Genomic DNA, 12,747 nt, shown 5'->3' with positions numbered 1-12,747 from the left:
GATATCATCTTTCAGGCTGCAGGTACTTGCATGTTTATAATGTGAAAAAAAACAGATGTAGAAGGACAACTGGTTACTGAGAACGGAGTGAACGGTAACGCTAACTGGAAAATGGTATCGGATCCAGGGGTTTACATATATGATTTTAACGTGTTATCATAACAAATAAAAAAGATACAGAAAACGGAGAAACGGGCAGGCTGAAACGGATCAAATGTAAGACTGTATTTCCGCGTTCTGTAAAAAGACAGGAGATAGATAAAATGGAATTCTGGGATATTTACGATGCAGATAAGAAACCGACAGGACGGACTATGAAGCGCAATGACTGGTGTTTAAAAGATGGAGAGTATCATCTGACAGTTTTGGGCGTGGTAGCAAGACCGGACAAGACCTTTCTTATTACCAAACGTGTGATGACAAAGGCCTGGGCTCCGGGCTGGTGGGAGGTTTCCGGCGGTGCAGCCCAGGCGGGAGAGGCATCCCGTGATGCAGTACTCCGTGAGGTAAAAGAGGAGACCGGACTGGACGCCAGTGAGGCAGAGGGCGGATACCTTTTTACATATAAAAGAGAGAACCCGGGGGAAGGAGATAATTACTTTGTGGATGTGTACCGTTTTGTCATGGATGTGGAGGATAAGGATCTGAAGCTTCAGCTGGAAGAGACAGACGGATATATGTTTGCAACCCTGGAGCAGATCCGGGCGTTTGCCGCAGAGGGAAAATTCCTACATTATGACAGTATTAAGAAGGCGTTTGAGTTTTAAGCAGATTTCTGACTGGTTTTCCGCGAGGATTTGAAAATAAATGTTGTTTTTTGTGGATTTTTATTTTTAAAAACGTTGTTTTTTGACTTGTTTTCGAAGAATTGTCTTGACATTAAAATTGGTAAATAGTAAAATTAAATCAGATGAACTGCCAGACGGTTTTTTGACCATGAGCAGGTAGCAGAGCGGATTTCAAAGATCTGCTTGACTTTAGGAAGCTGTAAGCCGGATGAATGAAATCCGGCTTATAAAATTATCCAATATTATCAGATCGAGAATAATATAAAATTTTGAAAGCGAGGAATCATCAATGGCGGATGAACATAGAGATCAGATCAGAATCGTACAGGAAACCGTAGCCGGTAAGGAGATCACATTTGCCCATATCATGGGTGGTCCAGCACCTATCATATATCAGAAGCTTGGACTGAATCCGCAGGTGGACTATGGATCATCTGCAATTGGTATCATGAATATGACACCTTCCGAGTCTGCTGTGATCGCATCCGATATTGCTGTGAAGAGCGGTAATGTGTATCTTGGATTTGCAGACCGTTTTACAGGAACACTGATCATAACAGGAGAGATTTCCGATGTGCAGACTGCAATGGAGGAGATCGTGGATTATTTCCGTGATACTCTGGGATATGTAGTATGCAATATCACCAAGAGATAAGGAAGTGTACCATGGAAGAACGGATAACGAAGGAAGAACTGCTGGAGAGGCTGTTTCATGATGATTATGAGAACCTTAAGGGAAGAAGACTTCGGCTGACCCGGGTGAGAGTACCTGGAAAGGAGCTTTCCTTTGCACATGTTTTTACACCAAATGATAGATCGATATATGAGAATCTTGCGTTACATATCGGTGTTCATGAAGGTGAAGATCACAGAGGAGATGCCATCGGCATGGTCCGTGTCACACCCTGGGAGGCAATCGTGGTTGCGGCAGATGTTGCAGTGAAGGCAGCTCATGTGGAAGTAGGATTTATGGATCGTTTCTGCGGGACGCTGATCCTGACAGGCGGTTTTACGGAAGTGATGACAGCCGTGGAGGAAGTGGTACGATTTTTCCATGAGACATTGAAATTCGATGTCTGTAAGATCCACAGAAGCTGAGGCAGGACGGGATAAAAAATGAAAAAAATTTTTCTGATGGGTCGAAGTGAAGCCGGCAAAACATCCCTGACACAGGCGCTTAAAGGGGAAGAGCTTCATTATCATAAGACTCAGTATACCAATACAAATGAAGATACTATTGATTCACCGGGAGAATATGCGGAATCCAAGCATTTCAGCGTAGGACTGGCCTGCTTTTCCTTTGAGGCGGATGTGATCGCCATTGTACAGGCAGCCAATGAGCCCTTTAACCTGTTTAGTGACGGCAGCAGGAATTTTCTACTACGGCCGCTGATCGGGATCATCACCAAGGTGGATTCTCCCCATGCCAACATTCCCATGGTCAGACAGTGGATGGAGAACATGGGTTGTGAACGGATCTTCATGGTAAATAACAAGACCAGGGAAGGCATCAGTGAGCTGATGGATTATCTGCAGGATGATCTCCCGAAGCTTACGCTTGAACAGGCGAAATTCAAGCAGAGCCTTGGCCTTAACGAATGGGATTCCATGCCGGAAGGGGTGGAGTATCCGGAATCCATACGGTAAAATAGTAATATTCACGAAAAATGAATAAAAATACAAAATTCAAACAGAAAAAGTAGAAATTCCTCCGGAACTGTGATATACTGTCATTGTTTGGAAGATTCGTGGGCTGAAATGTAAGATCCCCAGAGCATGAAGGATAAAGAGGATAGAAACGGGGCTCGCAGATATATGGCAGAAGAGCTGTATGTCGGGAACACCGGGTATCCGTATCTGCCTTCATGTTCCGGGGATTTTTTATATTCTATACACAGATTTTCCGAATGGATGCAAAAGACAAAAAATAAGAAGGACAGGAGAGGAAAAGATGTTTGAATTATTTGAAAATCTGACCAACTGGCTCTGGGGACTGCCGTTGCTGATCACGATCCTCGCTACAGGCGTATATCTGACAGTACGTTCCGGTTTCTTCCAGTTCCGCCATTTTGGTTACATTGTGAAAAACATGTTCAGTAAAGAACGTCGCCAGGAAGGCGGAGATGACGGAAAGAGCCTGACACCGTTCCAGGCTATTTCCATTGCGATCGGAGGTACTGTTGGTGTATCCAATATGTCCGGTGTTGCAACGGCTATTGCAACAGGAGGACCTGGGGCATTATTTTGGCTCTGGATCGCAGCGCTTCTTGCCATGGTCATCAAGATGGCAGAGGTAACACTTGCTGTATACTACAGAGAGAAACAGCCAAACGGTGAGTACCAAGGAGGCCCGACCTACTACATGCAGAAGGGTCTTGGCGGAGAGAAAAAGCTTCCCTTCTGGAAACTTTTTGCAGTACTGTTCGGCGGCTGTATTTTCATGACATGGTTCATTACTTTGCAGAATTATACAGTATCAGAGGCTGTCGGAAGTACCTTCCACCTGCCGTACATCGTACCGTCACTTTTGTATGTGGCAGCGATCTATCTGATCATCATCGGCGGTGTAAAGAAAGTCGGCGTGATCTCTTCCTATATGACACCGATCATGTGCATGCTTTACATTGTAGGCTCTCTCGCAATACTGGTAGTGAATTTTGACAAGCTGCCGGAAACCTTTGGACTGATCTTCAAGGGTGCATTTACAACACAGGCGGCAGTCGGCGGATTTATGGGAGCCGGTGTTGCAACAGCAATGCGTCTTGGCTTTGCCCGTTCCGTATACAGCAACGAGGCAGGCTGGGGAACATCTCCTATGATCCATGCTTCTGCAAAGACAGACCATCCTGTAAAACAGGGACTGATGGGAGCATTTGAGGTATTTGCAGACACCATCGTAGTCTGCTCCATGACAGGTCTTGTTGTTATCATCACCGGCTACTGGAATTCAGGACTTCAGGGATCAGAGCTGACACTGACAGCATTTGAGTCTGGAATGGGCTCCATTGCGAGAGCACTGATCGCAATCAGTATTTTTCTTTTTGGATTAACAACATCAACCGGATGGTTCACCTACTACAGCGTGATCCTGAAGCACTGGCTGAAAAATAATCAGAAGGTTCTGAAGATCGCAGAGAAGGTTTTTATCCTTGGAACACCATTATGGGGTCTTCTGGTCACAGTGCTTACTCTTTACGGAAACGGAACACCGGCGCAGCTGTGGGTAATTGCAGACTTTACAACCGTATTCCCTACATTTGTAAATGTTGCCACATTATTTATCTTAAGTGGTACTTTCTTTAAACTGCTGAAGGATTACAAGGCGCGTTACATGGGAATCGGAAAGGTAGACAAGGATATGGCACTTTTCTACGAGGATAAAAAAGAAAAAGAGGAAAAATAAACAGTGGATACAATTTTTTTTAACGGATGTATAAGAACACTGGATGACAGTGAAAAAGTGGCAGAGGCTGTGGGAATCGAAAATGGTCGGATCGTTTTTGTGGGAACTGATAAAGAAGCAGAAGCTTTTTCCTGCAAAAAGCGGATCGACCTAAAGGGAAGGCTGATGCTGCCCGGTTTTGTGGATACACATATGCATATGCTGCATTATGCATTTGTGGAAAGATCTGTAAAACTGTTTGACTGCACAAGTGTTGAGGAAATGCTTGCCGCAGCAAAAAAAAGACTGGAGGAGAGCAAAGGTCAGAAGCTGACCTGGCTCTACTGCAGAGGCTGGAATGAGGAGCATTTTGATAAGCCACGCTATCCGCACAAGGATGAGCTGGATGCGCTCTCAACGGAAATCCCCATCATTATGGTGCGTGTCTGCGGGCATGTGGCTGTGTGCAACAGCTGCGGTCTGGAGCTTCTGAAAAAAATCCCGGAGTTCCCGGAGATTGAGAAGGAGGTTGACCTGGATACCGGACTTCTGAAGGAGAATGCAGTACAGTTTTATTCTTCCGTATTGGAAGCACCATCCCAGGAAGAAGTGGAAGACTACATCAAATACAGTGCGAAGAAGCTGAATGAATGTGGATTTACAGGTGTACAGTCCGATGATCTTGCCTCCCTTCCGGGGAAAAACTGGCGTCGGATCATGGCCTCCTATAAGGCACTGGATGCCAGAGGAGAGCTGAGTATCCGCCATTATGAGCAGTGCCTTTTTGAGCGGGCGGAGGATGCGAAGGCTTTTATTGAGGAAGGATATCGTACCGGACAGAGGGAGGATCACTTTACTGTCGGACCGATGAAGCTGATCCAGGATGGTTCCCTTGGTGCAAGAACAGCGGCCATGAATGAGCCTTACGAGGATTCGCCGGGAAATACCGGGATCATCACATTCAGTCAGGAGGAGCTTGACGATCTGTTTGCTTTTTTTGACCGGCATCAGATGCAGGCAGCGGTACACTGTATTGGCGATCGTGCCATGGATATGGTCATTGAGGCAGCTGCGAAATCTCCTTACCGGAAGGATAATAAAAAGGGCAGACATGGTATCGTACATTGCCAGATCACCAATCCGCGTATTTTGCAGGGGATGAAAGACCAGGATCTTCTGGCATATATCCAGCCGGTATTTATCGATCTGGATATGAACACAGTGGAACCTGCCATCGGCGCACACCGTATGGATAAGGTGTATGCATGGAAGAGTATGCTGGATATGGGAATCCATACGTCCGGTGGTTCGGATGCTCCTGTGGTAAGCTTTGATGCCATGGAGAATATTTATTTTGCAGTCACCCGCAAAAATATCAGTGGTCAGCCACAGGAAGGCTGGATCCCATCCGAAAAAATGTCTGTAGATGAGGCGGTGAAGCTTTTTACAAAAAACGCAGCTTACGCTTCCTATACAGAAGACGAGAACGGAACCATCGAAGTGGAAAAAAATGCAGACTTCGTAGTTCTAGAGAAAGATATTTATAAGATTGATCCGGATGAGATCAAGACCACGAAAGTGGATATGACAGTTCTTGGCGGTGAGATCGTTTATGAGAGAAAAGTAGAAGAATGACGGCAGTATAAAAAGAAAAAAGTGAGAGGCAGAGTCTGAGTGGAGCAGGCGCTGCCTTTTTGTGTGGTGCAGTAAAAAGTATAGAACAAATATTCGGTTGACCTATACTTTTTTTACGCTGAACGATATACTGTAAAAGCAACAATAATAAAGATAAAAGCACTCTCTTTACATATAGTAACAGGCAGTATTTACATATCCACAAATTTCAGAACAACAAGGAGAACCGTATGGATCATTTCAAATTACACTCCGAATATCAACCCACAGGCGACCAGCCTCAGGCTATCGAAAAACTGGTCAAGGGTTTTAAGGAAGGCAACCAGTTCGAGACTTTGCTGGGTGTCACCGGTTCCGGTAAGACCTTCACCATGGCGAATGTCATTGCCCAGTTAAACAAGCCAACTTTGGTACTTGCGCACAATAAAACACTTGTGGCTCAGTTATATGGTGAGTTTAAGGAATTCTTCCCTGAGAACGCAGTGGAATACTTTGTCTCTTAGCAGGGAATATTATGGAAGATCAGCAACGACTATTGAAAACAAATGCAAGATAGAGTATGGAACAGAGCAAGGATTAGCAGCACTGATTTATGGAGAAAAAGGGTTAAGCTCGTTGCCAATACAGGATATTGCAGGGGAGCATATAGATACAGATAATGAGTACATGTATTACTATTCGATTGAATTTATAAAATAGCACTAATAAAAAGAAGAGGATGTCACGTAATCTGCTTTGATTCGTTGGCATCCTTTTTTGACATTTAGGACAATAAGCGGGAATCCTCGGCAATTCAATTACCGAGATGAAAGCGCAGGATTGTGCATATCTGCACATTGAAATAATATAATAATCTCCCAATCCCTTGGTATTAATGCCGTAACCGGCATATAATCAATCGAAAATATGTTTGTTTTTTATTGTGTATTTCTACTTGTTATGTTATACTATATGTATGAAAGAAAATCTAATACATTACAGGACTTGTGTGTGTAATATTAATTACCATATGGTGTGGTCGGTGAAATACCGGCGGAAGATATTAGACCCAGAAATTGAGGAATACCTAAAGGAACTGGTGCAGCAGATTGCTGAGGATAAAGGTTTTACTGTTCATTTATTTGAATGTGGTGAAGGTGATCATGTCCATTGTTTTGTATCAGCTCCACCAAAACTGTCCATAACAGCGATCGTCAAGTATCTGAAGGGGATCACCGGCAGAAAACTGTTCGAACGTTTTCCGGAAATAAGAGACCAGCTATGGAAGGGAGAGCTGTGGAACCATTCCTATTATGTGGAAACGATCGGATCTGTATCGGAGGAAAATATCCGCCGTTATATTGAGCATCAGAGCAAGTCGTATTAAACCAAGGTGGAGTGTAGATCTCTATCTGCATAGCTGTCCAAAGGGGGAAGAGGAATGCTGCTGTCACACAGAACATCTGTAAAGATCCGGCCGGAATATTCCAATATCATAGGGCATATGTGTTATGCAGCTTCCAAACTCTGGAATGTCTGCAACTACGAACGTCATCATTATAAAGAGCTGGGACTGGAAAAGTATCCTGACTGGTATTATCAGAAAAAAGCGCATAAAGGAGATCTGTGGTACAGGCAGCTTCCGTCACAGACAGCACAGGAGACCTGCAAGCAACTGGACAAAGCATGGAGATCTTTCTATGTCCTGAAAAAGACTGGAGGGATCAAAGATCCAAATCCGCCCCGTTTTAAACAGGATAATATCCCGGTCACATACATGCAGATGGGGATCCGGCATGAGAAAGGTTCAGACCAGCTTCGGCTGTCTCTGCCAAAGAATCTGAAAATCTATATGGAAGAAACCTATGGGATCCATGAAAGATTTCTATATCTTGAAAATAAGATTTTCAGGGACATGGATCATATAAAACAATTGCGGATCTATCCGCCGGAAAACGGAAAATGTGACCTTATCGTTATCTATGAGATCGAAGGACCAGAGCAGCTTTCCCAGAATGGACATTATTTATCTATTGATCCTGGACTTCATAATCTGATGACCTGTTATGATTCCGGAAATGGCCGGACTTTTATCCTTGGAAGGAAATATCTTTCATTGGAAAGATACTTTCATAAAAAGATCGCCAGAGTGCAGTCTGTTTGGTATGCGCAGCAATCGGAAAGAGGGATAAGATATCCAGGATCATCGAAACATATCCAGAGACTTTACAGAAAAAAGCAGAATACAGTGAAGGATTATCTTCATAAAGTGACCAGATGGATTGCAGAATACTGCAGAAAAGAAGATATCCGCTGTGTGGTTGTGGGAGATATCCGAAATATCCGTAAAGAGAAAGATATGGGGCATAAGGTCAACCAGAAGTTTCACGGACTGCCATATAACAGGCTGTATATCATGCTGGGATATAAGCTGAAACTGTATGGGATCCAATTGATAAAACAGGAGGAAAGCTATACCAGTCAGTGCAGCCCGTTATCACCGGAAGTATCAAAAAGATATGCAGAAGCAACAAACCGAAAAGAACGGGGTATGTATATAACTGACAGAGTAAGCTACAATGCAGATGCAGTAGGCGCATTTAATATCCTGCGGAAATATCTTTCCGTATCCGGAAAGCAGAAGGAACTGTCCGTAACCGGACTAAAAAATCCAGAAGTAATAAAAGTAGCTGTATAGCCGAAAGGCAAGCAGTATTGGTGTCATGGACGCACCCTGAAAAAAGGCGGTATCCCGCCAGATTTCAGATGCTCTGGTAACTAAGTTGCCGAGTAGTTCACTTTTTATGACATTATAGATTTCATAACCTATTTCTTATTTTTCGGTATTCTCTCGGCGAATATCCTTTCAGCTTGTGAAAAAGCCGACTGAAATAAAGCTGGTTATCATATCCGACAATCTTAGAAATCTCATGGATGGAATAAGTTGTTGTTTCAAGTAACATCTGAGCATTGTTGATGCGGATTCCCACAATGAATTGCATTGGTGTAGAACCGGTATATTTTTTGAAATTTCGGATAAACCAGCTGACACTCATGCCTCGTGAGGCAGCATAATCATCAATATTGATATTTTGATTGTAGTTTTCACTGAAAAAGGTAACAGCATTATCCATCTCATGATCAAGGTATTCATTTTTTAATATGTGCTCTCTTGTCAGTTCCCGGTGGAAACTGATCAGAAGATGACGTAGCAAAAGGACAAGCATTTCCTCATAATTGTCTTGACAGCGTTGCAGCTCGATAATGATACGTTTGAAAATTTGTTCATATTCATTAGATGTACCCACTTGAAAGACACGTTCTTTATCCGGAAACCCATATTGACGTAAGATATTTTTTACATTGCTCCCTGTGAAGTGAATCCAGTATACTTCTGTCTTATCTTCTCCGTAATATTCATATTTTTGGAGTTCTTTCGGTCTGTACAGTACAATGTTGCCGGCTGGAACAATCGTTTCATTATTTACATTATCAAAATGAAAATGCCCACAACCGGCAGTGATATATATAATCTGATAATCCAGACGACCCTTTGGACGGTAGGTCGGAAGTTTGGGATGTCTGGAAAGACGGTAAGTACCACAGCTACCTACAATCAGCGGACGACTTTTGTCTTTGAAATCCATATGTGAGTGGTTCAAATAACCGGTGTTCAAATACATAGGACAGCACCTCTTTTCGTACTTTTTATCATTGTATCATTTAGTGCATATTTTGCCTAATCCAATTCATAGACATATTTTGCGAATTAGGATAAGCTATATATATAACATAACTAAGGAACGTAAACAAAAAGTAAAGTATAAGGTTTTCTTTAGGAAAACAAAGAACAAAAAAGTATATGTATTGGAGGAGAGCTATTTATGATCGTACCACGTTATTATGAAAATCTAAGCGTACTGCACGAAAACACAATGCCAGCCAGAGCCTATTATATTCCGGCATCCAGAAGAATGGATAACTTGGTGGAACACAGAGAAGAGTCAGATCGTATGCAGTTATTGAATGGAACTTGGAAATTCCAGTATTTTAACAGCATCTATGACATTCAGGATTCTTTCTTTGAGAAGAATTATGATACAGAAAATTTTGATGAGATTCAGGTTCCAAGTGTATGGCAGATGGCTGGATATGATACACACCAGTATACAAACATCCGGTATCCATTTCCGTTTGATCCACCATATGTGCCACAGGACATTCCGTGTGGAGCCTATGTACATACTTTTGAGTACAGTAGAGATGAGAAAGCGCCAAAATCTTTTTTGAACTTTGAAGGAGTAGACAGTTGCTTTTACGTATGGATCAATGGCTCTTACATAGGATACAGCCAGGTTTCGCATATGACCAGTGAGTTTGATGTTACCGATGTACTTCAGGATGGAACGAATACGGTGGCAGTGTTGGTAATGAAGTGGTGTGATGGTTCCTATTTGGAAGATCAGGACAAATTCCGTATGAGTGGTATTTTCCGGGATGTGTACATTTTGAAACGCCCAAAACAGGCAATCAGTGATTATCATATTAAAACAAGAATTGAGGATATGCTTGCGAAAGTAGAAATTGAAATGAAATTCTACTCTCCGTTAAATGTAAAAATTTCGATTGAAGATAGAAACGGAGCAGTTGTAGCACTAGGAAGTATTGCTGAAGAAGGAACAGCTGTATTAGAAATCGCAAGTCCGGAACTTTGGAATACAGAAAATCCATATCTATATAAACTGATTCTTGAAACAGAGAATGAAGTAATTGTAGATCACATTGCATTAAGAAAGATAGAGATTAAAGACCAGGTTATTTATTTAAATGGACAGAAGATTAAATTCCGTGGTGTCAATCGACATGATTCTGATCCGGTTACTGGATTTACAATCAATCCGGAACAGATTACAACCGATCTTACGTTAATGAAGCAGCATAATTTTAATGCAATCCGTTCCAGCCACTATCCGAACGCACCATTTTTCTATGAAATGTGTGACAAGTATGGATTCATGGTAATAGATGAAGCAGATATTGAAGCTCATGGTCCATTTATGATCTACAGAAAAGAAGACACTGATTACAATCGGTTCAAACGATGGAATGAGAAGATTGCAGATGATCCGGTATGGGAAGAGGCAATCGTTGATCGCGTAAAACTCATGGTGGAACGTGACAAAAACCGTTTCTGTATTGTTATGTGGTCAATGGGAAATGAGAGTGCTTATGGCTGCAACTTTGAAAAAGCACTGGAATGGACAAAGAATTTTGATCCAGACCGTATCACACAATATGAGAGTGCAAGATACCGTAATTATGATGAAACATATGATTACAGCAATCTGGATGTGTACAGCCGGATGTACCCAGCGCTTTCCGAAATTCAGGAATATCTGGATAAAGATGGAAGCAAACCCTTCCTTTTGGTAGAGTACTGTCACAGCATGGGAAACGGACCTGGAGATTTTGAAGATTACTTCCAGATGATTCAGGATAATGATAAAATGTGCGGCGGCTTTGTCTGGGAATGGTGTGACCATGCGATTGCTCATGGAACTGCTGAGAATGTAAAGACTATATATGCTTATGGGGGCGACCATGGCGAAGAAATTCATGATGGCAACTTCTGTATGGATGGATTAGTATATCCGGACAGAACGGTACATACAGGACTTTTGGAATACAAGAATGTTTATCGCCCGGCAAGGGTTATTTCCTATGACAAAGAAAGCGGAGAACTGGTGCTTCATAACTACATGGATTTTGATGACTTGAAAGATTATGTGAAGATTAGTTATGAGCTGACACAGGATGGTCTTGTGATCAGCAAAGGCATACTTCCGGAGTTTTCTGTGGCACCACATGGGGAAGGAAAAACAAACCTGAAGATCAATGTTCCAGAGAATGGGAAATGTTATTTAAAACTTATTTACCATCTGAAAAAAGAATTGCCACTGTTGGATGAAGACCATATTCTTGGATTTGATGAAATTGAGGTAAGTAAAGAGGATACAAAATGTAAACTTGCAGAGAAATGGATACCAAAAACAGTAGTGGACTCTGAATTACAGGTAAATGAAAATGATACACAGATTCATATCAAGGGGCGTGAATTTGCTTATACCATAGACAAACGTACTGCACTCTTTACAGAGATGAAATTCGCAGGGCGGGAATACTTGAACCATCCGATGGAATTAAATATTTGGAGAGCTCCAACAGATAACGATATGTACATCAAGTCTGAATGGAAGAAAGCCCACTATGATAAGGCTTACACAAGAGCTTACACGACAGAGGTCGTGCAGGGAAAGCATGGTGTGAAAATTACAAGCCATGCTTCCGTTGTGGCAGAGACAGTACAGAAGATTCTTGATGTGACGATCACATGGAAAATAGAATCTGCTGGAAAGATTGATGCAGATATTGCAGTAACAAAAGCTGATGAATTTCCGGACCTGCCAAGATTTGGTGTGAGGATGTTCCTGGATAAAAAACTTTCAGCTGCACGATACTTTGGAATGGGACCACAGGAAAGCTATTGTGATAAACATCAGGCTGCGAGCCACGGTTTGTATCAGGCAAATGTAGATGATTTGCATGAGGATTATATTCGCCCACAGGAAAATGGAAGCCATTATGATTGTGAATATGTAGAGCTTAACAACAGCCGATATGGAATTGTGGCATCCGCAGAAAAGGCATTTTCATTCAATGCTTCTTATTATACACAGGAAGAACTTGAGAAGAAAACGCATAATTATGAACTGACAGAATCAGATAGTGTAGTATTTTGTGTTGACTATGCACTAAATGGCATTGGTTCTAACAGTTGTGGTCCAGTTGTATTGGAGCAGTACCGATTTGATGATGTATTATTCCGGTTTCAGTTTACACTGATACCGTATGTAAAGGGATAATAAAGTTTCATGTAACCCGTAAACAAGGAAAGAGAGTCTG

11 protein-coding genes and 1 pseudogene are annotated in these 12,747 nt (G+C 42.2%); 11 read left to right on the top strand and 1 reads right to left on the bottom strand.

What is annotated here, in order from left to right; all coding sequences use genetic code 11:
• Positions 1-263 precede the first annotated feature (263 nt).
• The 10 genes and pseudogenes from NQ489_RS13415 to NQ489_RS13370 all read left to right on the top strand — a co-directional run bounded on the left by NQ489_RS13415 (position 264) and on the right by NQ489_RS13370 (position 8,482).
• Positions 264-767 carry an NUDIX hydrolase gene (locus tag NQ489_RS13415; RefSeq protein WP_021652305.1) on the top strand — a complete coding sequence of 168 codons (504 nt, stop codon included), beginning with the start codon at positions 264-266 and terminating at the stop codon, positions 765-767.
• 310 nt (positions 768-1,077) lie between these two features.
• Positions 1,078-1,443 carry a BMC domain-containing protein gene (locus tag NQ489_RS13410; protein WP_015527035.1) on the top strand — a complete coding sequence of 122 codons (366 nt, stop codon included), beginning with the start codon at positions 1,078-1,080 and terminating at the stop codon, positions 1,441-1,443.
• Positions 1,444-1,454: 11 nt separating this feature from the next.
• Positions 1,455-1,886: a BMC domain-containing protein gene (locus NQ489_RS13405; protein ID WP_044961969.1), complete on the top strand. Its 432-nt coding sequence runs from the start codon at positions 1,455-1,457 to the stop codon at positions 1,884-1,886.
• An 18-nt stretch (positions 1,887-1,904) separates the two neighbouring features.
• Entirely contained in the window at positions 1,905-2,435 is a 531-nt protein-coding gene (locus tag NQ489_RS13400; RefSeq protein WP_021652307.1) for a EutP/PduV family microcompartment system protein, read from the top strand.
• 129 nt (positions 2,436-2,564) lie between these two features.
• On the top strand, positions 2,565-2,747 hold the full coding sequence (locus NQ489_RS13395; RefSeq protein ID WP_015527038.1) for a hypothetical protein: 183 nt from the start codon (positions 2,565-2,567) through the stop codon (positions 2,745-2,747).
• On the top strand, positions 2,740-4,191 hold the full coding sequence (locus NQ489_RS13390) for an alanine/glycine:cation symporter family protein (protein WP_021652308.1): 1,452 nt from the start codon (positions 2,740-2,742) through the stop codon (positions 4,189-4,191). The genes NQ489_RS13395 and NQ489_RS13390 overlap by 8 nt, the downstream gene beginning before the upstream one ends.
• Before the next feature lie 3 nt (positions 4,192-4,194).
• A complete protein-coding gene (locus NQ489_RS13385) occupies positions 4,195-5,805 on the top strand; it encodes an amidohydrolase (RefSeq protein ID WP_021652309.1) in 1,611 nt (536 codons plus the stop codon).
• A 230-nt stretch (positions 5,806-6,035) separates the two neighbouring features.
• Positions 6,036-6,305, top strand: a pseudogene (locus NQ489_RS13380) (DEAD/DEAH box helicase family protein); the annotation flags it as partial.
• Positions 6,306-6,760: 455 nt separating this feature from the next.
• On the top strand, positions 6,761-7,171 hold the full coding sequence (gene tnpA / locus NQ489_RS13375) for an IS200/IS605 family transposase (RefSeq protein WP_044961972.1): 411 nt from the start codon (positions 6,761-6,763) through the stop codon (positions 7,169-7,171).
• 54 nt (positions 7,172-7,225) lie between these two features.
• Positions 7,226-8,482 carry an RNA-guided endonuclease InsQ/TnpB family protein gene (locus tag NQ489_RS13370; protein ID WP_227945541.1) on the top strand — a complete coding sequence of 419 codons (1,257 nt, stop codon included), beginning with the start codon at positions 7,226-7,228 and terminating at the stop codon, positions 8,480-8,482.
• Between the two features lie 121 nt (positions 8,483-8,603).
• On the opposite strand, the gene NQ489_RS13365 is transcribed toward NQ489_RS13370, so the two are convergent.
• A complete protein-coding gene (locus NQ489_RS13365) occupies positions 8,604-9,467 on the bottom strand; it encodes an AraC family transcriptional regulator (RefSeq protein ID WP_044961974.1) in 864 nt (287 codons plus the stop codon).
• Between the two features lie 201 nt (positions 9,468-9,668).
• On the opposite strand from NQ489_RS13365, the gene NQ489_RS13360 reads away from it, so the two are divergent.
• Entirely contained in the window at positions 9,669-12,707 is a 3,039-nt protein-coding gene (locus tag NQ489_RS13360) for a glycoside hydrolase family 2 TIM barrel-domain containing protein (RefSeq protein WP_021652315.1), read from the top strand.
• Positions 12,708-12,747 lie beyond the last annotated feature (40 nt).

Origin of the sequence: Blautia sp. KLE_1732_HM_1032 (assembly GCF_025147905.1) — a bacterium.
Lineage (GTDB): Bacteria > Bacillota > Clostridia > Lachnospirales > Lachnospiraceae > Blautia_A > Blautia_A fusiformis.
This window is presented reverse-complemented; position numbering and strand designations above follow the sequence as displayed.